This is a genomic window from Roseovarius pelagicus, from assembly GCF_025639885.1.
Classification (GTDB): domain Bacteria; phylum Pseudomonadota; class Alphaproteobacteria; order Rhodobacterales; family Rhodobacteraceae; genus Roseovarius; species Roseovarius pelagicus.
The window spans coordinates 124,476-148,069 of sequence record NZ_CP106739.1; the positions used below are offsets into that span (position 1 = coordinate 124,476).

General features: G+C 59.3%; 27 protein-coding genes and 3 pseudogenes. 22 read left to right on the top strand and 8 right to left on the bottom strand.

What is annotated here, in order from left to right:
* Nucleotides 1-111: 111 nt before the first annotated feature.
* The 6 genes and pseudogenes from N7U68_RS20735 (at nucleotide 112) to N7U68_RS20760 (ending at nucleotide 6,112) form a co-directional block, all read left to right on the top strand.
* Nucleotides 112-2,619 (top strand): heavy metal translocating P-type ATPase, encoded by a 2,508-nt coding sequence (locus tag N7U68_RS20735; RefSeq protein ID WP_263049240.1) that lies wholly within the window; start codon nucleotides 112-114, stop codon nucleotides 2,617-2,619.
* Between the two features lie 13 nt (nucleotides 2,620-2,632).
* On the top strand, nucleotides 2,633-3,049 hold the full coding sequence (gene cueR, locus N7U68_RS20740) for a Cu(I)-responsive transcriptional regulator (RefSeq protein ID WP_263049241.1): 417 nt from the start codon (nucleotides 2,633-2,635) through the stop codon (nucleotides 3,047-3,049).
* A gap of 92 nt (nucleotides 3,050-3,141) precedes the next feature.
* On the top strand, nucleotides 3,142-3,480 hold the full coding sequence (locus N7U68_RS20745; RefSeq protein WP_263049242.1) for an ion channel: 339 nt from the start codon (nucleotides 3,142-3,144) through the stop codon (nucleotides 3,478-3,480).
* An 88-nt stretch (nucleotides 3,481-3,568) separates the two neighbouring features.
* Nucleotides 3,569-4,326: pseudogene (locus tag N7U68_RS20750) on the top strand (IS5 family transposase).
* 119 nt (nucleotides 4,327-4,445) lie between these two features.
* On the top strand, nucleotides 4,446-5,318 hold the full coding sequence (locus N7U68_RS20755; protein ID WP_263049244.1) for a DUF305 domain-containing protein: 873 nt from the start codon (nucleotides 4,446-4,448) through the stop codon (nucleotides 5,316-5,318).
* 26 nt (nucleotides 5,319-5,344) lie between these two features.
* Nucleotides 5,345-6,112, top strand: a pseudogene (locus tag N7U68_RS20760) (MauE/DoxX family redox-associated membrane protein).
* 388 nt (nucleotides 6,113-6,500) lie between these two features.
* Here the strand turns inward: N7U68_RS20760 and N7U68_RS20765 are convergent.
* Together N7U68_RS20765 and N7U68_RS20770 are read right to left on the bottom strand one after the other, a co-directional pair.
* The gene (locus tag N7U68_RS20765; protein ID WP_263049353.1) at nucleotides 6,501-7,205 is read right to left on the bottom strand and encodes a hypothetical protein; all 705 of its coding nucleotides are present in this window, start codon (nucleotides 7,203-7,205) and stop codon (nucleotides 6,501-6,503) included.
* 120 nt (nucleotides 7,206-7,325) lie between these two features.
* The gene (locus tag N7U68_RS20770; RefSeq protein ID WP_263049245.1) at nucleotides 7,326-7,613 is read right to left on the bottom strand and encodes a hypothetical protein; all 288 of its coding nucleotides are present in this window, start codon (nucleotides 7,611-7,613) and stop codon (nucleotides 7,326-7,328) included.
* A 356-nt stretch (nucleotides 7,614-7,969) separates the two neighbouring features.
* On the opposite strand from N7U68_RS20770, the gene N7U68_RS20775 reads away from it, so the two are divergent.
* Nucleotides 7,970-8,182, top strand: coding sequence for a helix-turn-helix domain-containing protein (locus N7U68_RS20775; protein ID WP_263049246.1), 213 nt, complete (start codon nucleotides 7,970-7,972; stop codon nucleotides 8,180-8,182).
* Between the two features lie 32 nt (nucleotides 8,183-8,214).
* On the opposite strand, the gene N7U68_RS20780 is transcribed toward N7U68_RS20775, so the two are convergent.
* Nucleotides 8,215-8,475, bottom strand: coding sequence for a hypothetical protein (locus N7U68_RS20780; RefSeq protein ID WP_373323020.1), 261 nt, complete (start codon nucleotides 8,473-8,475; stop codon nucleotides 8,215-8,217).
* Between the two features lie 203 nt (nucleotides 8,476-8,678).
* On the opposite strand from N7U68_RS20780, the gene N7U68_RS20785 reads away from it, so the two are divergent.
* The 15 genes and pseudogenes from N7U68_RS20785 (at nucleotide 8,679) to N7U68_RS20855 (ending at nucleotide 20,172) form a co-directional block, all read left to right on the top strand.
* Entirely contained in the window at nucleotides 8,679-9,032 is a 354-nt protein-coding gene (locus N7U68_RS20785; RefSeq protein ID WP_263049247.1) for a hypothetical protein, read from the top strand.
* A 43-nt stretch (nucleotides 9,033-9,075) separates the two neighbouring features.
* Nucleotides 9,076-9,695 (top strand): annotated as a pseudogene (locus N7U68_RS20790) (lytic transglycosylase domain-containing protein).
* Complete coding sequence (locus N7U68_RS20795; RefSeq protein WP_012187323.1) at nucleotides 9,692-9,985, top strand: TrbC/VirB2 family protein; 294 nt, start codon at nucleotides 9,692-9,694, stop codon at nucleotides 9,983-9,985. Before N7U68_RS20790 ends, N7U68_RS20795 begins: the two are co-directional and overlap by 4 nt.
* Nucleotides 9,978-10,256: a VirB3 family type IV secretion system protein gene (locus tag N7U68_RS20800; RefSeq protein WP_025042451.1), complete on the top strand. Its 279-nt coding sequence runs from the start codon at nucleotides 9,978-9,980 to the stop codon at nucleotides 10,254-10,256. Before N7U68_RS20795 ends, N7U68_RS20800 begins: the two co-directional genes overlap by 8 nt.
* Nucleotides 10,246-12,621 carry a VirB4 family type IV secretion/conjugal transfer ATPase gene (locus N7U68_RS20805; protein WP_263049248.1) on the top strand — a complete coding sequence of 792 codons (2,376 nt, stop codon included), beginning with the start codon at nucleotides 10,246-10,248 and terminating at the stop codon, nucleotides 12,619-12,621. Before N7U68_RS20800 ends, N7U68_RS20805 begins: the two co-directional genes overlap by 11 nt.
* Nucleotides 12,618-12,785 carry a hypothetical protein gene (locus N7U68_RS20810; protein ID WP_263049249.1) on the top strand — a complete coding sequence of 56 codons (168 nt, stop codon included), beginning with the start codon at nucleotides 12,618-12,620 and terminating at the stop codon, nucleotides 12,783-12,785. Before N7U68_RS20805 ends, N7U68_RS20810 begins: the two co-directional genes overlap by 4 nt.
* Nucleotides 12,775-13,929, top strand: a complete 1,155-nt coding sequence (locus N7U68_RS20815) for a lytic transglycosylase domain-containing protein (RefSeq protein ID WP_263049250.1) — start codon at nucleotides 12,775-12,777, stop codon at nucleotides 13,927-13,929. The genes N7U68_RS20810 and N7U68_RS20815 overlap by 11 nt, the downstream gene beginning before the upstream one ends.
* Complete coding sequence (locus tag N7U68_RS20820; protein ID WP_263049355.1) at nucleotides 13,929-14,738, top strand: type IV secretion system protein; 810 nt, start codon at nucleotides 13,929-13,931, stop codon at nucleotides 14,736-14,738. Before N7U68_RS20815 ends, N7U68_RS20820 begins: the two co-directional genes overlap by 1 nt.
* A 16-nt stretch (nucleotides 14,739-14,754) precedes the next feature.
* Nucleotides 14,755-15,408 (top strand): VirB8 family type IV secretion system protein, encoded by a 654-nt coding sequence (locus tag N7U68_RS20825; RefSeq protein ID WP_263049251.1) that lies wholly within the window; start codon nucleotides 14,755-14,757, stop codon nucleotides 15,406-15,408.
* 2 nt (nucleotides 15,409-15,410) lie between these two features.
* A complete protein-coding gene (locus tag N7U68_RS20830; protein ID WP_263049252.1) occupies nucleotides 15,411-16,106 on the top strand; it encodes a TrbG/VirB9 family P-type conjugative transfer protein in 696 nt (231 codons plus the stop codon).
* Nucleotides 16,103-17,482, top strand: a complete 1,380-nt coding sequence (locus tag N7U68_RS20835; protein WP_263049253.1) for a TraB/TrbI/VirB10 family type IV secretion system protein — start codon at nucleotides 16,103-16,105, stop codon at nucleotides 17,480-17,482. Before N7U68_RS20830 ends, N7U68_RS20835 begins: the two co-directional genes overlap by 4 nt.
* A 4-nt stretch (nucleotides 17,483-17,486) precedes the next feature.
* Nucleotides 17,487-18,473, top strand: coding sequence for an ATPase, T2SS/T4P/T4SS family (locus N7U68_RS20840; protein WP_263049254.1), 987 nt, complete (start codon nucleotides 17,487-17,489; stop codon nucleotides 18,471-18,473).
* Nucleotides 18,470-18,673: a hypothetical protein gene (locus tag N7U68_RS20845; RefSeq protein WP_263049255.1), complete on the top strand. Its 204-nt coding sequence runs from the start codon at nucleotides 18,470-18,472 to the stop codon at nucleotides 18,671-18,673. Before N7U68_RS20840 ends, N7U68_RS20845 begins: the two co-directional genes overlap by 4 nt.
* Nucleotides 18,670-19,083, top strand: a complete 414-nt coding sequence (locus N7U68_RS20850) for a hypothetical protein (protein WP_263049256.1) — start codon at nucleotides 18,670-18,672, stop codon at nucleotides 19,081-19,083. Before N7U68_RS20845 ends, N7U68_RS20850 begins: the two co-directional genes overlap by 4 nt.
* Before the next feature lie 12 nt (nucleotides 19,084-19,095).
* On the top strand, nucleotides 19,096-20,172 hold the full coding sequence (locus N7U68_RS20855) for a TrbL/VirB6 family protein (protein ID WP_263049257.1): 1,077 nt from the start codon (nucleotides 19,096-19,098) through the stop codon (nucleotides 20,170-20,172).
* Nucleotides 20,173-20,317: 145 nt separating this feature from the next.
* Here the strand turns inward: N7U68_RS20855 and N7U68_RS20860 are convergent, their stop codons facing one another.
* From N7U68_RS20860 to N7U68_RS21140, 5 genes are read right to left on the bottom strand one after another with little or no spacing between them, the layout of a single operon-like run.
* The gene (locus N7U68_RS20860) at nucleotides 20,318-20,680 is read right to left on the bottom strand and encodes a hypothetical protein (RefSeq protein ID WP_263049258.1); all 363 of its coding nucleotides are present in this window, start codon (nucleotides 20,678-20,680) and stop codon (nucleotides 20,318-20,320) included.
* 14 nt (nucleotides 20,681-20,694) lie between these two features.
* A complete protein-coding gene (locus N7U68_RS20865) occupies nucleotides 20,695-22,074 on the bottom strand; it encodes a BilD N-terminal domain-containing protein (RefSeq protein WP_263049259.1) in 1,380 nt (459 codons plus the stop codon).
* A 10-nt stretch (nucleotides 22,075-22,084) separates the two neighbouring features.
* Nucleotides 22,085-22,600 (bottom strand): hypothetical protein, encoded by a 516-nt coding sequence (locus tag N7U68_RS20870; RefSeq protein ID WP_263049260.1) that lies wholly within the window; start codon nucleotides 22,598-22,600, stop codon nucleotides 22,085-22,087.
* Complete coding sequence (locus N7U68_RS20875; protein ID WP_263049261.1) at nucleotides 22,548-23,021, bottom strand: DUF7665 family protein; 474 nt, start codon at nucleotides 23,019-23,021, stop codon at nucleotides 22,548-22,550. The genes N7U68_RS20870 and N7U68_RS20875 overlap by 53 nt, the downstream gene beginning before the upstream one ends.
* Entirely contained in the window at nucleotides 23,018-23,527 is a 510-nt protein-coding gene (locus N7U68_RS21140; protein ID WP_505973686.1) for a hypothetical protein, read from the bottom strand. The genes N7U68_RS20875 and N7U68_RS21140 overlap by 4 nt, the downstream gene beginning before the upstream one ends.
* Nucleotides 23,528-23,594: the final 67 nt, after the last annotated feature.

Consider the following 23,594-nt stretch of genomic DNA (forward strand, 5'->3'; position numbering starts at 1 on the left):
TGGGGCGTTCCACCACGGGAAGGTCAAGGGAAAGAAGTATTCTGCTCACCCTATTGACCTTCCATCAAGTGGAACCTTTATGTGATAATGGAGCTTTTCCAGGAGACGTTGATGCTACTTTCACAGACCCGCCCACTGTCAGTCCAGAACATGTCCTGTGCATCCTGTGTCGGGCGCGTGGAACGCGCCCTGACGTCGCTTCCCGGCGTCAGCGATGTCAGAGTGAACCTCGCCGCCGAGTCCGTGCAGGCGCAGGTCGATGCGCCGGGCCGCATGGGTGAGATTGTGACCGCGCTCGACAAGGCCGGTTATCCGGTGCGCCAGCGGACCGTGCGGCTGGACGTCGCGTCAATGACCTGCGCGTCCTGCGTCGGGCGTGTGGACAAGGCGCTGGCGGCGGTGCCCGGCGTTCTGGGCGTGAATGTGAACCTCGCCTCGGAGACCGCGACGGTGACCTATGCCGAAGGCGCAGTCGATCTTGAGGATCTTCTGAACGCTGCCAAAGAGGCGGGCTATCCGGCGACGCCCGCCGAGACGGCGGCCCCGGAAGACGTGAACGCCCGGAAGGACGCCGAGGCCCGTGCGTTGGCCCGCAAGACCATGCTGGCCGCCATACTGGTGCTGCCGGTCTTCGCGCTGGAGATGGGCGCCCATCTGGTGCCGGGCATGCACGAGATGATCGGGCGCACGATCGGCCATCAGACCAGCTGGCTGATCCAGTTCGCCCTGACCAGCGTGGTTCTGGCCTGGCCCGGCCGGGGTTTTTATACCAAAGGCTTCCCGGCTCTCTTCCAAAGCGCACCGGACATGAACAGCCTTGTCGCGGTCGGCACATCGGCGGCCTATGTCTATTCCGTCGTGGCGCTCTTCGCGCCGACACTGTTGCCCGAAGCCTCGCGCGCGGTCTATTTCGAGGCCGCGGCCGTCATCGTGGTGCTGATCCTTCTGGGGCGCTGGATGGAGGCGCGCGCCAAAGGCCGCACCGGTGCCGCGATCCAGAAGCTTCTCGGCCTTCAGGCCCGGACCGCGCGGGTTCTCGTGGACGGAGAGCAGAAGGATATGCCGATCGAACGGATCAGTGCGGGCGATATCCTGGTCGTCCGCCCCGGTGAACGCATCGCCGTGGATGGCGAGGTGACGCAAGGCAGCGCCAACGTCGATGAAAGCATGATCACCGGGGAGCCACTGCCCGTGGCCAAGTCCGAAGGGGACAGTGTGACCGGCGGAACGGTCAACGGCACCGGCAGCTTCCAGTTCAGAGCGACCCGCGTAGGTGCCGATACGACGCTCGCGCAAATCATCCGGATGGTCGAGGCGGCACAGGGTGCCAAGCTGCCCATTCAGGGCATGGTGGACCGTATCACCTTATGGTTCGTGCCCGTCGTGATGGTGGTGGCCGTGCTGACGGTGCTGGTCTGGCTTGTTTTCGGGCCATCGCCCGCACTCTCCTTTGCACTGGTAGCCGGGGTTTCCGTGCTGATCATCGCCTGCCCCTGCGCGATGGGTCTCGCCACGCCGACGTCGATCATGGTAGGAACCGGGCGCGCTGCGGAAATGGGTGTGCTGTTCCGCAAGGGGGACGCGCTGCAGCAGCTTTCGCATGTCAGCGTGGTGGCTGTCGACAAGACGGGCACCGTCACCGAGGGACGTCCGAAGCTGACCGACCTGCTGCTGGCCGAGGGACATGACCGGGCCGAGGTGCTGGCGCTGGTGGCCGCGGTCGAGGCGCGCTCGGAACATCCCATTGCCGAGGCCATCGTCCAGGCCGCCCAGGCTGAAGGCGTGGTGCGCCATACCGTCGATGCCTTCGAGTCGATCACGGGCTACGGGGTGCGCGCGCAGGTCGCCGGTCGCGACGTTCTCATTGGAGCGGACCGCCTGATGACCCGCGAGGGTCTGGAGCCCGGCACGCTGGCCGAGGCAGAGGTGGATCTGGCACGCCGGGGTCGCACCGCGCTCTACGCGGCAATCGACGGCCAGGTGGCCGCGGTGATCGCCGTGGCCGACCCGGTGAAATCCGCAAGCGCCGCCGCGATCCGGGCCCTGCACGATCTGGGGCTCAAAGTGGCGATGATCACTGGCGACAAGCGCGAAACGGCAGAGGCAATTGCGCGCGAAACCGGCATCGACCAAGTCATCGCCGGGGTTCTGCCCGACGGCAAGGTCGCGGCGCTGGACGAATTGCGTGAGGGCGGCAAGACACTCGCCTTCGTCGGCGACGGCATCAACGATGCGCCGGCGCTGGCCCATGCCGACGTGGGCATCGCCATCGGCACCGGCACGGACGTGGCGATCGAGAGCGCCGATGTGGTGTTGATGTCTGGTGACCTGCGCGGCGTCGTCAACGCATTCGAGGTCTCCACCCGAACCATGCGCAACATCCGGCAGAACCTTTTCTGGGCGTTTGGCTACAATGTGGCGCTGATACCGGTGGCCGCGGGGGTGCTCTATCCAGCCTTCGGGCTGCTGCTGTCGCCTGTTCTGGCCGCCGGTGCGATGGCGCTCAGCTCGGTCTTTGTGTTGACCAACGCACTTCGCCTGCGCCGGATCGCTCCGGCCATGGCTGAAACGGCAACGGCGCGTCCCGCTGCCACCCTTTCCCCCACTCCAGCTGAATGAGGAGGTTTTCGCAATGAACATCGGAGATGTCGCCCGCCGTTCGGGCCTGCCGGCAAAAACAATCCGCTATTACGAGGACATCGGTCTGATAAAACCCTTGCGCAGCGCCAACGGCTACCGGACGTTTCGCGAAAGCGACATGCACAAGCTGGCGTTCCTCGGGCGCGCGCGTGCGCTTGGCTTCAGCATCGAGGATTGCCGAAACCTGATCAAGCTTTACGAAGATACCAAGCGAGAGAGCGCCGAAGTCAAGCAGATCGCCAAGGAGCATCTGACCCGCATAGATGACAAGATCGCAGAACTGACCGAGATGCGCGCGACGCTCGCGACATTGATAAAATCCTGCGCGGGCGACCACCGTCCCGATTGCCCAATCCTGGCCGATCTCGCTGCGACGGAGCAGGAAGAACCGTTGAAGAAAACCGGCTAGAGCGCGTCCGGCAAATGATCGTCGCTCTGGGATTGGCCGTGGTGCTTTTCGGTTTGTGCGGCCTGCTACATGCACACGCTATGGCGTTCGCCATGAGCTATACCGACCGCCACAACCTCACCGGCACATGGGCCCTGCTGGCCGCGCTCTACACCTTGGCGACCGCGCATGTGGTCGAAGCCGGACTCTTCGCAGCGGGCTTCCTGCTGGCTGAATGGGCCGGGCTTGGCGGCTTCGTGCAAGATGATGTCGATACAGTCATGGATGTCTTCTATTTCTCATTGGTCAACTATACGTCACTTGGACTCGGCGATATCTATCCGACGGGGCATCTTCGGTTTCTTGCAGGCGTCGAATCGTTGAACGGCTTTCTTCTGATCAGCTGTTCGGCCTCCGTGCTCTTTCTCGTCACAACACGGCAAAACCGGTGACGTCCAATGTCCCTTACTAGGGCCTGTGGACATTCAGGATTCCCATTGGGCCTGATTTCTGATTCAAACTTCCAAAATGGAGGTTTGAATGAACGAGCATCGGTTTGTGGTGTCGGACATCTTGTGGCAGCGGCTTGAGCCGCATCTGCCGGGTAAGGTCAGCGATGCCGGAGTCACGGCAAAGGACAATCGCCTGTTTCTGGAAGCGGTCTTCTGGCGGGTGCGCACTGGTTCGCCGTGGCGCGACCTGCCGCCTGCCTTTGGCCACTGGAACAGCCAGTTCCGCCGGTTCAGGCGATGGGCTCGGTCAGGCATATTCGAGCGTCTTTTCGATGCTATGAGCCGTGATCCCGACCTCGAATATGCACTCATTGATGGCACCATCGTTCAGGCCCACCAGAAGGCAACGGGCGCAAAAGGGGGACTCAGGTTCAGGCCATTGGGCGCTCACGCGGCGGACTGACGACCAAGATCGTAGCCTTGGTGGATGCGCTCGGTAATCTGGTGCGCTTCCTGCTGCTGCCGGGACAAGCGCATGATATGAAAGGTGTCGCGCCGTTGATCAGGAGCGTTTCATTTGACGCACTGCTCGCGGACAAGGCGTTTGACGCGGACTGGCTGTTACAAGACCTCGACCAGCGCGGTTCAACCGCCGTGATCCCGCCCAAAGCCAACCGCAAAATCCAGCGCGATTATGACGTGGAGGTCTACAAATGGCGGCATATGGTGGAAAATTACTTCGCAAAGATCAAAGAGTTCAGAGGGATAGCCACAAGATACGACAAAACCGATTGCAGCTACGCGGCGTGTTGGAACCTCGTAGCAGCACTCATAGCCTCAAGATGATTGTCCACAGGCCTTAAAGTGTCAAAAAAGTTCGGAACCTTCCGGCACTGGAATGTAGTTGTGAAACAAATCCGCAACTTCGTGTCCGGGTTTTCAGTGCAATGAAGAAAGGAGCTGTCATGCCATATTGGAAGTTCGCAGCCATGATTGCGACCTCCACGGTCGTTATGTTCATCCTGATGTATCTCAATACCTATCTTCTTAGTCACATCTTCTGGTCAGAAACACGCGCCTATATGGCGCTGCTGATGGGAGCAACCATGGCGATCATAATGCTGGGGTTCATGCTGACGATGTATTCCAGCAGGGCGATCAATGCGTCGATCTTAATCGGTGCTACCATCGTGTTTGCCGGGTCGCTCTGGCTCGTTCGCAGTCAGACCACGGTTGGTGACACAAGCTACATGCGCGCCATGATCCCCCACCACTCCATTGCGATCATGACCTCGAGCAGGGCAAACATAGAGAACGCGCGGGTGCGCAAATTGGCCGATGAAATTATTTTTGCCCAAGACAAAGAGATTGCCGAGATGCGGTATCTCATCGACGACATCGAAGCGGTTGGCAAATCTTCCGAAGAGGATGGCAATGGCCCCGCCGAAATTGTCAGTCTCCAAGATGCCCTTTCCACTGCAGAAGTGGCGATTCTAGACCCTGAATTTATGACCGAACAGGAGATCGTGCAGCTCTTTCCCGATGGCGCAGCCTGCACCTTCAACTACACGAAGACAAGTCCTGCCTCTCTTGCGGTGGGGAACGTCGGGGGCGCTACGACGGCATTGGTCAAGCTGAGTGGTGACTTGATCCGTCTGGAAACCGATGGCTCCGGACGCACACTAACGGCAGATGGCATCACGATGCGTCTGAGCGTACCGAACGAGAACGGCAACTTTGATACAGCGGGCGGTGAACCGGCCGAGGCGGACCTCGTCCTCGAGCTCGATGCAGGCCTGCGCGCCGGATATCGCGGTTATCACAAATGCGAAGCTTGACAAAATCAGCCACAGGGGTGCGCTCGATGCCTGAAGACAACTCAGATATTGTGACCGCGGAAGTGTGGCGGATGGTAATGCCCCACCATGTTTGCCCCTTCGGCCTGAAATCCGTCGACCTTTTGAAACTGCAGGGCTACGAGGTGGATGACCATCGCCTGAAGACTCGCGAGGATACGGAAGCGTTTCAGAAAGAACACGGTGTTGATACAACGCCGCAAACCTTCATCGGCGGCAAACGCATCGGCGGGTATGATAACCTGCGAGTATATCTCGGGCTGGACGAACCGCCCGAGAAACAAAGCGATACGACCTATCAGCCCGTAATCGCGATCTTCTCGGTCGCCGCACTTCTCGCGCTCGGACTGTCGTGGCATCAATATGGTATGATCCTGACCTTGCGGGCAGCCAAGTGGTTCATCGCACTTTCCATGACCTTTCTGGCAATCGCAAAATTGCAGGATATCGAAAGCTTTTCAACCATGTTCCTGAACTACGACCTGTTGGCCAAACGCTGGGTTCGATACGGTTAAATCTATCCGTTTTGCGAGGCATTAGCAGGCATCCTGATGACGGCGGGCGCGCTCGTCTGGATTTCTGCCCCTGTAGCGCTGTTTATCGGGACTGTCGGTGCGGTCAGCATCTATAAGGCGGTTTACGTTGAAAAGCGTGAACTGAAGTGCGCCTGCGTTGGTGGTGACAGCGCGGTGCCTTTGGGCTTTGTGTCGCTGACCGAAAGCCTCATGATGATAGCGATGGGCGTCTGGATGCCGTTGAAAGCCTTTGCGTTTTGAATTTGATGGGTTCTAGTCCGAGGTGATTTTTGTCGGACAGTAGTTGGGTTACGGCTTCGCATGAACGCATAGGCCGTGGATTTCGAACAGAGCAATCTTCCACCCTAGTATCCTAAGTGAACATTGCCTACAGTGTAATTTGGCAAATCCGCTCATCGCTAAATCGTATCTTCTGCATCAGCACCCTCCTCTCGTGCAAGAGATGTGCCCAAAAAAGCCGTACTCAGTTTGAATTAGTTTCAGAGATCAAGATCACAAATCCTCACAAGCCAAAACCGCGCCGAGCGTGCCAATCGGAATTCACAAGATTGACTGATGTAGGCGCTGCCGACTAGAGTTTTCTACGCGAGGGGTATCCCTACATTGGACTTTTCCATAAATGCTTAGCTTAGTAGTTCACTTGCTCGAAACCATAGTTACCTCGGTAGTCCCGCCAATCGACGAAGACAGATCTATTGGAAATCATCGGGCAGCCTTCTCCCCAACCCTCCAGGCCGATATGGGCCTCCGGAACAGCGCTTGGCGAAGAAAGCTGCCACGTAAACTCACCTTGGATGCCATATGTGCCGAGATAGACGCTGGCAAATCGCATGCATTCGTTCTTCTCGCCAGATTCTCGTTGTGATGCGAAACGGACATCGAACACTCGGATCGAGCGCACAAAATTGAATTCCGGCCCGCTGATATCGATGTCGGCGCGGTCTTGAACAAACCGGGGAGCAAAGCCTTCAGGCAACAGACCGTGCTCGAAGCCGTTTCCGCGAAGGACCGCAGGCACTGGTGTCCCTATGTCTCGGATTGAAGCCTCCGAAATCTTACGGGGCAGGGGGCGTTGTGCGCCATCAAACAGGACATCGTAGATGCGTCCTCGCACACCATTGCGGTCGTCAAGCTGGTAAGAAGCACCCATGGGGCAGCGCCAGATCTGAAGCGGCGGCTCGACGGGCCAGGGCGTAAACCTGCGAATGAACTCGGCGCGAGCTCGAGAGCAGGGCTCAGAGGCCGGCCAGCCCCCGGAAAGGCAAAGCAGAATGGCGCAATCGATGGGGTAGGTCTGCGCCTGAGTCCGATCTGCTGTACCGAAGAGGGACATGAAAGCAACGATGAATATGGCAGCGAAATTGGTAAGAAATCTGGGCATGGCTCGGTGTCCAACGGTTTCGTACGTCACTACTACATGCAACATTAGTATATTATTGTCACGACAATAATACTATTGGGCAGAAGGCTTATTGGCGGGAGAACCGCTCCGTTGAACCTCCTGGCCGGTAGTCGACAGCGTTTCGAGGAGATCAGTCACCGCGTCGGGAGTCACGGCTTTGGCCTTCGCCAACGTATCTTGGTTCAATGGAGGCTCGATGAACTTGGCTAGTCGGCATCGGTCAATCCACAGGATCGACAGTTCCGAGGTGTTCCACAGATAGACCCACCCAATCGGCCGCTTGCGGTCATCTCCGAGCAGCCTGGCAATGGCCGCGGCTTCTTCCTTAACTTGTGTCACCGTTCACTCTATTTCCATGCCCGTTGCCCGAGCGTCGTTGCGATCCTTGACTGTCGTCATTTTCAAGTGGGTTGAGGGATGGTTTCAGCTCAATAGAAGGGAGTATCCGAGGGTTCTTGCCCGAATCCGATAAGACTTCTTATGTTATTTTTGGCACTGGCCACGGTGGTAAGTATTTGAATAAATGAGATTAGCATCGTCCGCACACAATCATTACATGAATTTAAATTGGTTTACTCGCTCATTTTACTACCTTTGCCACATCCGGAAAATTTTCGCGGAAGACAAGAGTCCAAGGAACGAATGTAGAATATATTGCGTGGCTAAATACTCTACATCGTGGCTCTGCCTTTGGCATGAAGCTGCGAATACAACTTGGTCTCAACATACAAGAGGTTCGCCGGTCCCGGGGGATCAGCCAAGAGGTACTCGCTCATCGCGCCGATATAGACCGTGGTTACATTGGCAAGATCGAGAACGCGAAACATGCGGCAACGGTCGACATGATCGAAGCAATCGCCGAGGCGCTGGACATCGAGCCGATGGAACTTCTCAAGCCTCGATCCTGAACGTCCTGTCCGAATGAATCTCACACCAGAGCCTAGCGCTCAACCAAACCCAGGAATCGCCCGTACTCTTCGCTGACTTCGCGCGCTTCCTCGAAGGCCCGCGCGCGCTCTTCTTCCAGGCATCGAAAATAGCTTTGGATATCGCGGATGTAGAGCTCGAAGTCGTTCCTGATGATATCTGCATACTCGCGAGCGGATTGAGTATCGCTCGGAACGAATGGCCGCGGCGGCGCCAGACAGGTTTCTGCATCAGCAGGATTCGCAGAATATGCCAGAAATAGCAGAGCTTGCAGTTCGCGCGAGGCACGCAATGGCGCGCTAACAATAGCCCTGAAAACCTTGAATGATATCACTGCTCGTGCCTAATACCTTCGCAACCGCAATACAGCTGCAACAACGTTTTTATATCTTGCGGTTAATAATATACTATCGTAACTCTGGGCTTCAAGCAGGAATGCCCGGGCGTTGCGTCTTTGGAGAAAGCGTGAGCCGGGCCATGAACTGGGACATCGAAGCACCAAATGTGGTTACGGAAGCCAGGTTCCGCGAGCTCGTGGAAAGCGGTTATATCGCTGAAATCCTGTGCCAGGAGTCGGCACACAAGAAGGGCCCCAGCTATTACGGGGTCTGGATCATGCGTGCCGTCTCTGACGAAGGGGTGGAGAAGCTCCTCGTCACCGCCCGAACGCGGACGACCTACAACGATATCAAGATCCGCGAGTTCAAGACGGTCTCCGGCGTGGTGTCTTTCTTCATTGGCCTTGGCTTTGCGCATGTCGACCTGCCGCTTGAGGCGGGTACAAGCCGTACGCATAAACTTGCGCCATCGGACAAGGGCACTCGTAACTAACCTCGTCTGTCTCTGGCTGGTCGCCGCGCCAACTTCAGCGCAAATGGTGCTGGTCATGGAGAGCGACGGCTCTCTGACCCAATCCCGGTCTCAGAGCGGTTTTGCCCGGAACTACAATGACGGCGTTAGTCAGGGATCGGCGTCAGATGGTTTGGCCATTCTTGGTGAGACTGAAGCAGCTTCCGAGCCTGACGCGCTGAGGTTTGCGGCGTTCGCCCAGCCAGCACCCCTGCCCCGCGCAGACATTCTCTCGGGCATCGAGGCAACGGCCCTGCGCTATGCCGGCCATCCCGGTTTGCGCGGCGCGGGACTGTCCGTCACGCAGTGGCTCACCCTTTATCGCGCCAATATCGAGGTTGAGAGCGCCTACCGGCAGGATGCGGTCTCCCGCGCGGGCGCTATTGGCCTTGGCCAGCTGATGCCCGCCACTGCCCGTGATCTCGGCGTTGACCCGCGTGACCCCCAACAGAACCTCGACGGCTCTGCCCGTTACCTCGCGATGATGCTGGAGCGCTTCGGCGATCCGCATCTGGCGCTGGCGGCCTACAACGCGGGGCCGGACGCCGTGCGCCAGCACGGTGGCATCCCCCCTACCGAGAAACCCAGAACCACGTGGCCCGCGTCATGGCTGTCGTGGCCCGATTGGAAGGATCAAATTCATGAGACAGATTTCAAACCTCTTTGTCGCCTCGCTGGCGCTATTCCTGCTGATTGCCGAGCCCGCCCTTGCACAGAGCATCGATCTCTCCCCGATCCAAAGCCTGTTGCAGGGCATTGTCGATGCGCTGACCGGACCCCTTGGTGTGGTCATCGCCACACTCGCGGTCCTCGGCGTTTTCTTGAGCTGGTTCTTCAACATCATCGATCTGCGCCAGGCGCTTTGGGTTCTCGTCGGGATCGCCGGTGTTGCCGCCGCCCCCACCATCGTTGCCGCGGTCTTTGCCGGTGGCTGAGCGCGCGCCTCTCTTTCTCGGCCTCGTGCGCCCGCCGAAGCTTCTGGGTCTGCCCATCATGTACGCGATGGTCTGGCTCTTTGGTTCGGTGCTCTTGTTCGTCTGGGTTCAGCACATCGCGGTGCTGGCTGTCGCGGCCCTGCTCTATCCGGTGCTTTGGAAAGCCGCCGATTGGGACCCGCGTTTCATCGACGTGATGATGACAGCCCTGCAGGAGACACCGCCCACGCGCAACAGGTCCATCCATGGCGGGGACAGCTATGCCCCGTGATGAAGCCCGTGACGATACGCTCGATCCCCGCACGATGACGCCGATCTGGTATGCACGCGAGACCCGCCTCGCGCATATGCTGCCCTATGTGAGCCTCGTCGACGACCAGACCGTGCGGACCCGGGTGAACGAACTCTTCCGGTGCATCCGGCTCGAGGGGATCAACAGCTACACGACGGACGATGCCTATCTCGACAAGGTGACGTCACTTTTTGCCCGCATCATTGCGCAGCTCGGGCCGGAATTCAGCTATTACGTCCACAAGGTCTCCAAGGCCATCAAACCTAATCTCGACCCAATTCGTGAGGACAGCTTCGCGGGAGAGGTCGACCGGCGCTGGCGCGCGAAACTCGAGACCAGCGGGCTGCGCGACAAGACGCTGACGCTCACCGTCATTCACCGCCCACCCCCGAAAAGCCTCCTGCCGTTCCTCAGCCGCAGCGCGCCGGACCGGCTGAGAGAGGAGACCCGCAAACGCCTGCAGCGCCTCGGCGCGGCCGTGAACGTCTTCCTCTCGGGCCTCGCCGAGCTCAAACCGCGGCTACTCTCGGCTGCATCGGGGGAATTGGTGGGGTTTCTGGGCGCGCTGAACACGGGCACCGAGCTGCCGCTCTACCCTGCAAACACCTACGGCTTTTTGTCCGTCAACGTCGCCAATACCCGCGTGACGTTTCATAGCGATCATTTCGAGCTCTCGGAAGGCGTCGTGGGGCATCGCTACGGCAAGAGTTTCACCATCGGGGAATACTCGGAAGGCACCTCCTGCACCATGTTCGACATGCTGAACCTGCCGGTCGACATGATCGTCACCCATTCCTTCACGCCGATCAATTCGAACCTCATGGCGGGCCGCATCAAACGGCAAAAGCGCCAGATGCAGGCCAGCCAGGACGCGGCCCTCTCGCTCCTAGAAGCCCTCGATATCGCCGCCGATGATCTTGAGGCCAAGCGCCAAAGCTTCGGCGAACACCATATGGTCGTGACGCTCTTCTGCGAAACGCTGGATGAGCTGCAGACGCTCAGCGCCGAAATCGTGAACGCCGCCGCGACCGAAGGCGTGAAGATGATCGGTGAGCGGGTCGCCGCAAAGGCCCATTACCTCAGCCAGCATCCCGGCAACCAGCCCAAGCGCGTGCGTGCCAGCGCCGTCACCAATCGCAACTTCGCGGATTTTGCGGCCTTTCACCGGACACAGCTCGGCAAACCCGCCGCGAAAACCCCATGGGGCCGGATCGTCACTTGTTTGCCCACGCCGGAGCAGAGCGCCTACCGGTTTTCCTATCACGAGCAAGGCTCGCCCGACAAAGAACCCACCAGCGGCCATACCCTGATCATGGGGCGGCCCGGGTCAGGTAAGTCTGTGCTTTCGGCCTTCCTGATGACCCAGGCCCGTCGCGCGGGCGCCCGGGTCTTCGTCTTCGATTACCGTCTTGGTATGGAGATGGCGGTCCGCGCGAATGGCGGGCGCTACGCGTCCCTGAACGCCGGTCAGCCCACGGGCCTCAACCCGCTCTGGACAGAGACCGATGCCCGCGGCACCGCCTGGCTCTCGGACTGGCTTGCCACCCTGCTCTACCGCGCTGACAAGCCCCTGACGCCCGCACAGACCAACCGCATCCAGGAAGTCGTGCGCCAGAATGCCCAGGCCTCCAATCCGGCCCTGCGGAACTGGCGGGATTTCGCGTCGCTTTTTGTGTCCACCGATGATGGCGGCGATCTGCACCAGCGCCTGCTCGAGTGGACCGAAGACGGCCGCTATGGCTGGATCTTCGGGCAGAGCCTCGAGGACACGTTCTCGCTCAAAGGCGATGTGGTGGGCTTCGATCTGACCGGCATTCTCGACAGCGAGGCCGACAAGGAGCGGATGGCGGTTCTCTCCTATCTTTTCCGCCGGGTCGAACGCGAGATCGAGGATCGCCGCCCCACCATCATCGTGATCGACGAGGCCTGGAAGGCCCTCGATAACGCGTATTTCGCCGAGCGGCTATCGAACTGGCTGGTGACCGCGCGCAAGCAGAACACCGTCGCGGTGATGATGACGCAATACGCGAGCCAGCTCGAGCGCACCCGGACCGGCAAGACCATCATCGAGGCGGTGCCGACGCAGATCCTGCTGCCCAATATCCGCGCGCAGCCTGCGGATTACGCCATGCTGAACCTCACGGAGAAGGAGCTCGACGTCCTTCTCAACACGGGCAGCAACAGCCGTTTGGCGCTGATCCGCGACGATCAGGGCTCGATCGTGGTCGATGCCGATCTCAGTGCTCTCGGGCCCAATCTCACCATCCTCGGCGGCATGGAGAAAGGCGAGGCGCTCGTCGGCGCCGATTACCGCGACCGCCCAGGCTTCTGGAGGCTTTCATGATTCGTACCCTGTTTCTTCTCACCGCGCTCGGCGCTTTGGCCTCCTGCGCCCAGTACCAGGAACCGCAGGCGAACTGCTTCACATTCCTCGCGTCCACGGCACCTGTCGCGCCTGATTGCACCTTTACGCCTCTTGAGGCGCCGGAGGGCGACATTGAAGTCTAGCCTGCCTCATATCCTGGCACTTTGCCTGCTGCCCGGTCTCGCCTTGTCTCAAGGCGTGCCGACCAATGACAGTGGGCTGACCGCGCGTGACATCATCGAAACTGGCGATCGCGAGGCTGACTTGGCCGTTCAGGCGGACAAGCTTTCCGTGCGCGAACTCATCTCCGAAATTGAGCGGGAGCAGCTCGAGACCCTGCAGCGCATCCTTGATGCCCAGACAAGCTTGGGCGGTCAGGGCTTGCCAGCCATGGTCTCGGGGCTTGAGGGCGGCAGCGGCGATCCAGACCGCTCGGTGGCGGCGGTCTATGGCACGGGCGAGATCGATCCCAATCCCGGCGGTGCGCAGATGTTCGGCGACGCCGCCGAGAATATTGAGCAGCTCATCATCCGCGTCGCACAGGAAACCGGCGGTATCGCGGGTGTAAGACGCGCAGGCCTCTCCCCCGTCCAATGGCGCGCGCTTCTGCAGGCGCTGATCTGGCAGGAGAGCCGTTTTACCATCGGGGCCCGCTCACCCGTCGGTGCATTCGGCCTCACCCAGATCATGCCGGGCACCGCCAGCGATCTCGGCATCAATCCGGAATACTACGACAGCCCCTACCTTCAGGTGCATGGCGGCGCGCGCTATCTCGCCACCCAACTCAACACCTTCGATGGCAACATCATTAACGCGCTCGCAGCTTACAATGCGGGTCCCGGACGCGTCTTTGAATATGGGGGCGTGCCACCTTTTGCCGAGACGCAGCATTACGTTCAGGTCATTCCAGAACGCTACAACCTCTATCTCAGCCGGATCGGCGGGATCGAAGCTTTGGGCACGATCGATCCCGCACTCTTGGCCAATGCAAACCTCTCGATCACGGGGCATGGGGCCGCCTTTTATGGCAACAACTCGCCCGCCGCGATCAGGCAAGCCGCCCTGCGTATTGCGGATATCGTCGAACGGATTTCCGAGACTGAAGACGTGCAGGAAAGCATCGCACTCAACACCTATGCCCGCGCCGAACTCGTGCGCCTCGTCGCTGCCCGCGTCCGGCTTCAGGCGGCACGCACCCGCGTCCTCTCTGCCGAGGAGCTGGCCCAGGCCAGCGCCCGCATGGCCGAAGGCGCGTTCATGGATTTTACGATCAGGGAGATTGAATGATGGGACATCTGCTCTTGAGGACAGCTTTGGCCACGACACTTGGCGTTGGCTTGCAGTTCAGCGCCCTACCCCCTGCCGCAGCACAAGGTGTGCCGGTCGTCGACACCCAGAACATCGCGCAAAACATCCAGCAGCTCCGGCAGATGATCGAAGACGAGATCCTGCAGAACGAGCAGCTGACGCAGCTCCGCGAACAGCTTGCCACGCTCACGGACCAACTCGCGGAGCTGCAAAGAACCTACGAGGCCCTCACCCGCCTCGCCGAGCTTCCAGAAATCATCCGCACCGAGATGGAAGACGAACTCAATGGCCTGCTCGACCAGGAGTTCGGGGACATCCTCGCCACGATTGAGGCGATCAAGACTGGGGATTTCTCCGGCCTGTCCGGTTCTGGCGCGGGCGAGATCGAAACCCAGATGGACCGGGTGCTGGCTGATCTCGGGTTTGACGACGACACGCTTTCGGAAATGGCCACCAGCGGCAATCCCGGGGCCAACCGCGTGGCCACGCAAGCCACCACCGGCGCACTCGTCTCAGCCGCGGCTCAGAACAGCTATGAGGACGCAGGCCAATCGCTCGAACGGGTCGACCGCCTCGTCGGGCTCATCGATGACATGGACGAACTGAAGGAAAGCGTCGATCTCAACACGCGCGTCACGGCGGAACTCGCGATCGCGCTTGTCGCCATGTGGCAGCTCGAAGCCGTGCAGACCGTGGGTGACGGCACCGGCGGCGTGATCGATGCCGCCACCATCGCCGAGGAGCAGCGCTTCATGGATTTCACCCTGCCTGACCTCAGTGCGGACTAATTTCGAGGTGTGACGCGTGGCGAGTGAACAGGAAATCATCGAAGAAGAGCTGGTCTACGGTGCCCTGCGCCGCGAACGGCTCTGGCAACGCCTTGGCCTGATAGGGCTTGTCTTCGGCATCATCGGCTGTCTGAGCGCGGCGGCCGTTGCCATCCTCGATGTCGATCCCCCGCCCGTGGTCGTCCCCTATGATCCCGCCACCGGCTTTGCGCTCCCCGAAGCCTCGGTGGGTGCGACTTCGGTGACCGCCAACCAGGCGATCATCGAGGCGGAAGTCTTCCGCTACGTGACCGACCGCGAGGTCTATAACCAGCTCGACAATGACCTGCGCATCCGCAGCGTCCTGCGCCGCTCGGATGGGGCCGCCGAGAGCGGGCTGCGCCAGATCTGGAACAGCGCAAATGAGAACTATCCGCCGACCGTCTATGGCCCCAATGCCCGGCTCGACGTGGAAATCCTGAGCATCAGTCGCATCGGATCCAACCGCGCCACCGTGCGCTTGCGCAAGCGGCTGACCTCCATCAACGGCACCCAGACCGGGCTCTTCACCGCCACGCTTCTCTTCGAGTTCCGTCCCGAGACCCGCCGCTCCATCGACGAGGTCTGGACCAACCCGTTTGGGTTCACCGTGCTCGAATATTCCATCCGCTCCGACAGATTGGAGAACTGACGTTGTTGTTTATAAGATCGCTTATTTTTGTCATTGCCCTGTTGCCCGGCCTCGCCTCTGCCGAAGCCATCCCGCGTGGCGGTCCCAACGACAGCCGGGTGCGCTTGGCCACCTACCAGGAGGGCCAGGTCTACCGTCTCAGCGTGTCGCTCACCCATGTGACCACCATCGAGTTCGGCGAGGGCGAAAGCATCCGCTCGATCATCGCGGGCGACACCGAGGGCTTCGAGATCGACGGCGTCCCGGGCGGTCAGGCCTTCGCGATCAAGCCTGTGGCGCGCGGGGTGCATACCAATGTGACAGTCTATACGAACCGCCGGAGCTACTACTTCAACGTCCAGGAGGTCCGCAGCCCGACCTTCTACGTGGTGCAGTTCCGCTATCCGGAGGACGATGCGCGCCCGACCCGGGCCATCGCCGCCCAAGCGCCGAACTACAATTACGGCGCCAGCGCGCGGACCGAGTTCACGCCAACGCGCATCTGGGATGACGGGACGTTCACGTATTTCGCGTTTCCAAGAAACGCCCCTGTGCCCGCGATCTTCCGCTACGCGGGCGGCCGTGAACGCACGGTCAACACGCAAACCCCTGAAGACGGCGTGATCCGCGTCAGCGGCGTGAACCGCCAATGGGTCCTGCGGCTTGGCGAAGAGGTGGTCTGCATAGAGGCGATCCCGCCCACGGAGGCCGCCTCATGAGCGATACCGAGAATACCGAGCTGGAGAAGCGCCTCGCCGCCCTGGAGAAAGGCAGTGCCCGCGCCCCCATAGCGGCGCAGCGCCGGTCACCCCTTCTCGCGCTGATCGTGATCCTCGTCATCGGCGCGGGTGGTGCCCTGCTTTATCTCCTCTCACAGCCCGACGAAGAGGAAGCCTTGCCGACGGCCACCCCGGACGTCTTCCAAAACGAGGGGGACGGCTTTGGCGCCATCGAGACCTTGCCCCCGCCCGAGCCCGAGGTTGTGTTTGTCGGACCGGATCCAGTCGAGCCCAACGCGGAGCTTCTGGCGCAGATCACCGCGCTGCAGGCTCAGATCGAGGAATTGCGCAACGCCCCTGAACCAGTCGTCGAGGAAGACACCGCCGCCGCAGAGGCGATCGACGCGCTGACCGCTCAGATCGCTGCGCTACAAGCCGCCTCGGAAGCCGCACAGCAACGATTCCAGGACGAACTGACGGCGCGGGATCGCAGCCTTGAGCAACTCCGCATGGATCTGGAACTGGCCCAACTCGAGGCCAGCCGACCCCAACCCGCCCCAGCAGGCCCCACGGAAGATGAGCTGCGCGCACGCGAGCAAGAGCGACTGCGCCGGGAGGAAGAAGCCCGGCGCATGGCCGAGCTGGAGCGCCGCGCCGCGGAGGAACGCGCCTTTCAGGAGCGGCGCATCGCCTCGCCCACCATCGCGTTTGGCGGCACGTCCGGAGCGAATGAAACGGCTCTGACCGAACGCACTTTTGGCGAGGTGACGGATTTCGTGCTGAACGGCGCGCTGCCCACTTCGGTGACGCAGGCCGAGGTGATCGCCAATCCGTCCAACACCATCATTCAGGGCACCATGATCCAGGCCGTCATGGAAACTGCCCTCGACAGCTCCCTGCCCGGCCAGACCCGTGCCGTGGTGTCCGAGGATGTCTACAGCGTCGATGGCGCGCGCCTCCTGATCCCGCGCGGATCCCGTCTCATCGGGCGCTACCGCGCCGGCGTCGATATCGCGCAGCGCCGCGTCACGATCGCCTGGGACCGGATCATCCTGCCCGCGGGCCAAACCGTCCAGATCAGCTCTTTCGGGGGCGACGAACTGGGTCGCTCTGGCGTCACCGGTTTCGTGGACACGCGCTTTGCCGAGCGTTTCGGGTCGGCCGCCCTGATCTCGCTGATTTCCGCGGCACCTAGTGCCGCCGCCTCCGAGGTCCAGGATGAGACTGCCGCCGACGTTCTCGAAGACGTGGGCGATGATCTGGCAGATGCCACGGACAGCGTCATTGGCGATTACCTCTCCATCGGCCCCGTCATCTATGTCGACCAGGGCGCGCGCGTCACGGTCATGGTCGACCGCGATCTGGAGATATTCTGAGCCCATGTCGCTGAGCTATCTCGAAACCTCGCTCGACCGGATCGCCGCCGCCGCCCGCGGCGATGTCATCGAGATCTGCATCAACCCAGACGGAACCTGCTGGGGCGAATTCCAGGGCGATCATTTCATGCGCGCGCTGGATCAGAGCCTGACGGGCGTTCAGGTCAGAGACCTCGGCAACCAGATCGCCTCATCGGCCAATACCACGATGAGCAAGGACCGCCCCATCGTCTCGGTCTCGATCACCTATAAGGGGCGCCCGATCCGCGCGCAGGTCATCACTCCGCCCGCCGTGCTCTCAGCCATGTCGATCAGCTTGCGGTTCTTCTCGAGCCTGCCACTCGAGGGAATTGCGCTCGATTTCCTCTACGGAAAAGAGCGCAAGCTCGAAGACCTGCGCGTCGAAAAAAAGCGCGCCTTGCGCGCAGTGGTGGCCGCGGGTTTGATCGATGATGCGCTCGCCTTCTGCGTCGCGAACAAACTCAACATGATCGTCTCGGGCGGCACCTCCACCGGCAAGACCGTGGCCGCGCGCAAGATCCTCTCTCACGTACCGGCCGAGGAACGCATCGTCACCATCGAAGAAGCCGCCGAGCTTCTGCCGACCCAGCCAAATGCCGTGACCCTCATCGCCAATCGCGACGCGGAATTCCAGACCGCCGATGTGCTTCTCACCGCCACGCTGCGCATGCGCCCGGACCGGATCATCCTGGGCGAGGTGCGCGGCAAGGAGGCCATGACCTTCCTGGAAGCCATCAACACCGGCCATGGCGGGTCCATGACCACACTGCATGCCGAAACCCCGCAACTCGCCGTGCAGCGGCTCGCGATCGCGGCACTCAAGACCGAAATCCCGATGACCTATGCCGACATGATCCAGTACATCGAAAATTCCATCGATGTGATCATCCAGGCCGGTCGCCATGACGGCAAACGCGGCATCACCGAATTCTACCTGCCCGGCATGAAACAGATTGGAGAAACTGCATGAAGACCTTTGAATATGAAATCCTCTCCTTCCCGATGGACCGTAAGAACAGCCTGATCGAAATGCAGGCGGCATTGGATACGAAGGGCCAGATCGGCTGGGAGGTGGTCTCAATCAGTTCGTCCGAGTTTGCCAATATCGGGCACACGGTTTTTCTGAAGCGTGAAACTTCCGACGGTGCCGATTTTGGAGACAACCGATGAAGCGTGGTGCAGCGCATTTCTTATTACTGTCAGTCGGTTTGGGCTTGATGGCATCCCCCCTAATGGCGGAGCGCAATCTCATCCCCAGTCTTGAGAGCATTCCAGATGTCTGCCCCGAACGCCCGAGCGAACCTGACTGGATGCAGAACATCGCCCTTCGAGACGCCTACCAGCGTGTCTTGGTCCAGGACATCTACCGGGCACAGAACATGGAGCGGATCGTTGAGACCGGATCCTGCGACTGCGGTCTTCGCTTCCCAGCATGGGATAACGCCGAAGTCACCTTCCAAGAAAACCACGCCAATGCGAACCGTTCAGAAATGCTGCAAGCGTCAGACAGTTACAACCGCCGCGCAAATGATCTTCGACCAGAAGCTCAAGCGATCTGCGAAGCAGTGGGTAATTGGTAAGGGAACTCTGAAATGAGCGTTGTCACCTACTTCGTTGAAACCTCCCAGGGTTATCTCAACACGGCCGCCGAGACACAGTTCGGGTCTGTTGCTGCGACGGTGGGAACGCTTCTCGTTCTTGGAACAACCGTCGTCGTGATCCTCGTTTTCCTGAACATGATCTATCAGTACAAAGCGATGGACGGGCGAACGGCGTTCTGGCTTGCGGTCAAGATTGGTCTCATCGGGATATTTGCAACCAATTGGGTGCAGTTCAACGCACTCTCGTCCGCAATCCTCGCGGGGATCGACAGTATTGCGGGCGCGCTGGTCGCCTCCGTCGGTGGTGGAACTCCCGGCCCTTCTGGTACCTTCGCGGAAGAATTCGACCGTTTGATCGCCGAGTTGGGGGACTACTTGAACGCCGCTGGTTCAGAGTTGAACTGGATGGCCGGCGCCATGCTCGACATTGTCGGGGTCCTCTTGCTCTCGATCCTCGGCGGGCTGGCCGCCTTCATCCTCGTGGCATCCCGCCTGATGATCGCACTTCTGATCGGGATCGCGCCGGTGATGATTTTCCTGACCCTCTTCGAGGGCACCAAGGATTATTTCGCGCGCTGGTTATCCGCGCTTATCTCCTTTGCGCTATACCCCATCGTCGTCGCAGGCGTGTTCGCAACGATCACCGGAGTATCATCAGCCCTGATCGGTGAGCTTGGCGACCCGGAAGGGGCCTCCAATATCGGCGCGCTCATCCCCTTCTTCATGATGGTGCTCATGGCCAAAGGGTTCATAATCGCAACACCCTTTATCGTCCGCGCGATCTCCGGCAACATCATGATGCCCGCCCTATCCGGTGGTCTCGGCGGCGGCTACAGCTTTGCCCGCGCCGCAATGGGCAGCCAGCAGGCCTACAACCGCTACCTGATCGGAGGCGCAAGTGGCGCAGAATACGCAGCCCTCAGGGCGCGGCAGTTCTTCGGCTTGCAGCAGATGCCCGTGAGGCAAGGCATGGGGCAGACGGGTTCCGCAGGAGGCACAGGATCCGCAGACACGGGGTCAAAAATGCTGGCGCAGCTGGCGAGACTGGGACGGCTTGGGCGACGGTGACGGCCCTTAGCTGTCTTCCAACACGAATCACGAATGCTGCGTGCGCAGCCCGCTTAGTGGACATTCATTGAGCGCCTTATACTTTCTAAATCTAGTACACGATAATCAAGAATTATCGCTACTAACTCAGCAGTGCATTTAGATCTCAATCTCTTTGCTCACGTTTTGAAGCTGGTACTTTGGCAAAACTGGTGCGCCACTTTTTCATGCCCCTTTCGCCTCGAACAACTTCGTCGCCGTTGTTGTCCAGCGTTACAACGGAACTCGTCACGATATTTCGATATCTCCCGGAATCATCCCATTCCCATTTGAAACCAACAGTGTCACCGAAGAACACCCACTTCTTCGATCCGAGGGCAAGGAACGAATATAGGTCACCATCAACTACAAAGCTGTGCCGATGCCAGGCACGAGTGTTTCCACCCTTGCTTGGCGGACGGTATTTATCGACAAGAAATGTCCGGTAGTTTTGAACAACGGTTGGTTCAACCCTGATTTCGTCTGCCACTTTGTATCCTGTTTCTAACTCACCAGAGCTTCTGTAAATCCTGGGTTGATCTGAGCAAGCTCATTATTGCCAGCCATTTGCACAACGTGGCGATGATCTACGCTCAAAAGATCCAGGTCGACAAGTTGGCACGGACGTCCACCGTGCAGAATTCGTAGAATCTCGCTAACCGCAAGGCACGACGCGACCATTCCAACGAAAGGGGCTCCTACGGCTTTTCCAGCCAAAAGCGTGGCACCGCATTGATCAAGCGAGCCGGTCTTTACCAGGTTCTGGTAAGCGTCAGGTATAACAGGGGCATTTGCATAATCCGCTACTGGCCAGATATCCGCGGCCTTCCGGGGGCCTGGCAAGACATGCAGTCGGATCTTCTGAAAATCCTGATGACCACGCCCTAACCCGGCCTCTACAACCATGTCAAAACCAACCTTATCGAGTGCTCTGCGCCCAAGTGCATTGTCGAGGCCACACAGGGCGATGGCAGGTTCCAAAGGCTGGCGTGTAAAGTCGTCTGCAAAATACCTCTCTATCAGTGAGACTGAATTCCCTCGGGTTTCTGCCCAATCGGCGATGACACGGGTTTTCTTCTGGCCCACCATGGACGGCGTGGTCAAAATAGACGTGCTGTGTGTCGATGTGGTGACGTCATCAATATCCTGCAAAACGAGAAAAAGAGCCGAAGGGTCTGCGTAAGGAAGCAGGCCAAGATTCCAAAGATATGCCTGTCCTAGGTGGCCGAGACCGATCAACCAAATTCGATTTGGTAAATATTTGAGCGCGGGTTCGAACGGATCATCCACGCGCCAATCGACGTTTGGGTTTGGATTCCAGAGAGACATCCCAAGAGTGCGCCGGCCGGCGCTTGGCAAGGCTTTGCTTACGTGAAAATAGGCTTCGGCCACGGCAAGGGCAGAACTCAAAGTTGTCGCGGTCGCAATTGGAGCTTTTCCGGCAATTTCAACGTCAGAATGCGCTGGCGTTATGCCACCTCGCCACCCTGCAGCATGCGTGCGTAAGGCAAACCCGTTGTGTCTGGGACGTGCGCCTCCTCCTATATAAATGACGGGGTCCTCACCCAACCCTGACGCTATGGTACCACCGTGCTGAATGATCTCATCAGCCAATGACTTACTGCCCACTTGCCTTATTAATAGCGGCGCACCCGAGGCACCCGATACCTGAACCCCACCCAGAAACACTCGGCTTGCAAGAGCAACGACCGTAAGTAACGCGGTTTGATGTTCAGGACAGTCGGCATCGGCTGGATCAATTGATACTGAAAGCCGATAGCTTTCAAACAGGCGTTTGGCAGCCTCGACACTTTCAACGGTGCCGCTATCCAGAGCCTGTTTCATCAGACGATGAAGGGTGTCACCATTTACTGGCATATCCATAAGAGCCTCTCTAGAGTCCAACATGAAAGAACGATTTGCGCTTCGATTTAGGTACGCTTACCCAATCCTTGTTTCCGAGGTAGCGATAGATTCCGACGGTCGACCGCTTTGCGTGTTTTGCGAAATTGGGGACGATGAGTGCTAGGTGCCCTGATCGGGAAATCATTGGATGTGCACGATCTGATTTGCTTTGTTGCTCTCCACCGGGATGGACGTGGACATCCGCCACGACGGTCAGTTTCCTCGCCTTGCAGATTGCCCAGAGTTCACTGAAATACCGTCCATTGAAACGCACGATGCCTGACTCCAGACAATGCGGGTCAAGATCGTCGTAAAGAACGAAATCTACAATCCGGGCTTGACCACCAGCCTTGTAGCCCAGAAGAAAGGCACCGCTTTCCCGGCTGCTATTGGCGCCGCGCTGACGCAGGCCTGCCATCAGCTTGCGCCATACCAACCATGAGCATGACAATTCATGCCGCGGTGCGAACAGGCGGCGCATAGTCCGCGCAATTGAGAAGTTCATGAACCAGCTCCAGATATTGGTTGATCCCGATTTTCGGGTTCCAGATTTTCGACGGCATTTCCTGCCGCCAGTTTTCGTGGCCTTCAAAGCTTGTACGATCGCAGGGCAGGTACAGGGCCGAACCATTCTTCCAGTCCGTCCTGAAGACAGATGACAGTCTGCCGCCCCTGCCCTGGGGCCACATGTCGAAGCTCAGCTGAGTGTTCTTGGAGATATTCCAAAGCCCTGCTGTCGGCGCGCGTTCCGGATACCCTGCGCAGTTAAACCGAAGTTCGTATTCTTGGCCGTCCAAGGCGGTGACGGCGATGAAAACATAAGGCCAGCTCATCTCGACGAGGCGCCACCGTCCTTCAAGCGCGGCAAGCTTGAAGGATGGCTTGGCTAGATCGGCGGACATTGCCCGTTCGTCAGGACTGCTCATTGTGCAAATCCGGTGTGACCGTTGACACGCTGATCGGGGACGAGATCAAACTCCAATTTGGCACAACCACATTTGGCAAGCGCGCCGATATGGGTGCCCGGATGAGGCCGTTCATGTGTTCCGGAAATCTGAAGCAGGTGTTCACCCGCCTCCTCCTTGGTCATGCCGAACTTGTTTTTGGCAAACCAGCGTTTGACACGTTTAATCGTGGCCGAGGGCGGAAACCGGCGGCCTTCGTCTTCGCCGTTAAAGGTGACGCAAACCTCGATCCGGCGCTGCCGGTGAAAGTGAAGTTTGAGGCCGGCCGGATCTCCGAGATCAGCCAGACAAGCATCATCAGAAGACGGATCTTCGGCATCTTCGATGAATACGTGGATGTCACCTTTAGCGCCAAGGCGCTCGCTGATCAGCTTTTTGAAATCGCCGATGGTTGCCGCGTCGTCAAGCTCTATGTGTTGGATGTCAACAAGGTCTTCGCCTTGATAAAAAATGTCAATTTGGGTCATTTTTCATTCTCCGGGGAACTGAAGAGTGAGGCACCATTGCCCTTCTACGTCCCTTCGAATGGTTAAT

Coding starts and splice junctions, on each gene's coding strand:
- N7U68_RS20840 (WP_263049254.1), top strand. CDS start 17,487: ATGTCGCTGAGCTATCTCGAAACCTCGCTCGACCGGATCGCCGCCGCC.
- N7U68_RS20785 (WP_263049247.1), top strand. CDS start 8,679: ATGAACTGGGACATCGAAGCACCAAATGTGGTTACGGAAGCCAGGTTC.
- N7U68_RS20810 (WP_263049249.1), top strand. CDS start 12,618: ATGATTCGTACCCTGTTTCTTCTCACCGCGCTCGGCGCTTTGGCCTCC.
- N7U68_RS20775 (WP_263049246.1), top strand. CDS start 7,970: ATGAAGCTGCGAATACAACTTGGTCTCAACATACAAGAGGTTCGCCGG.
- N7U68_RS20765 (WP_263049353.1), bottom strand. CDS start 7,205: ATGTCCCTCTTCGGTACAGCAGATCGGACTCAGGCGCAGACCTACCCC.
- N7U68_RS20735 (WP_263049240.1), top strand. CDS start 112: ATGCTACTTTCACAGACCCGCCCACTGTCAGTCCAGAACATGTCCTGT.
- N7U68_RS20850 (WP_263049256.1), top strand. CDS start 18,670: ATGAAGCGTGGTGCAGCGCATTTCTTATTACTGTCAGTCGGTTTGGGC.
- N7U68_RS21140 (WP_505973686.1), bottom strand. CDS start 23,527: ATGACCCAAATTGACATTTTTTATCAAGGCGAAGACCTTGTTGACATC.
- N7U68_RS20875 (WP_263049261.1), bottom strand. CDS start 23,021: ATGAGCAGTCCTGACGAACGGGCAATGTCCGCCGATCTAGCCAAGCCA.
- N7U68_RS20745 (WP_263049242.1), top strand. CDS start 3,142: ATGAGCTATACCGACCGCCACAACCTCACCGGCACATGGGCCCTGCTG.
- N7U68_RS20820 (WP_263049355.1), top strand. CDS start 13,929: ATGGGACATCTGCTCTTGAGGACAGCTTTGGCCACGACACTTGGCGTT.
- N7U68_RS20805 (WP_263049248.1), top strand. CDS start 10,246: ATGCCCCGTGATGAAGCCCGTGACGATACGCTCGATCCCCGCACGATG.
- N7U68_RS20755 (WP_263049244.1), top strand. CDS start 4,446: ATGCCATATTGGAAGTTCGCAGCCATGATTGCGACCTCCACGGTCGTT.
- N7U68_RS20855 (WP_263049257.1), top strand. CDS start 19,096: ATGAGCGTTGTCACCTACTTCGTTGAAACCTCCCAGGGTTATCTCAAC.
- N7U68_RS20870 (WP_263049260.1), bottom strand. CDS start 22,600: ATGAACTTCTCAATTGCGCGGACTATGCGCCGCCTGTTCGCACCGCGG.
- N7U68_RS20795 (WP_012187323.1), top strand. CDS start 9,692: ATGAGACAGATTTCAAACCTCTTTGTCGCCTCGCTGGCGCTATTCCTG.
- N7U68_RS20865 (WP_263049259.1), bottom strand. CDS start 22,074: ATGGATATGCCAGTAAATGGTGACACCCTTCATCGTCTGATGAAACAG.
- N7U68_RS20835 (WP_263049253.1), top strand. CDS start 16,103: ATGAGCGATACCGAGAATACCGAGCTGGAGAAGCGCCTCGCCGCCCTG.
- cueR (WP_263049241.1), top strand. CDS start 2,633: ATGAACATCGGAGATGTCGCCCGCCGTTCGGGCCTGCCGGCAAAAACA.
- N7U68_RS20845 (WP_263049255.1), top strand. CDS start 18,470: ATGAAGACCTTTGAATATGAAATCCTCTCCTTCCCGATGGACCGTAAG.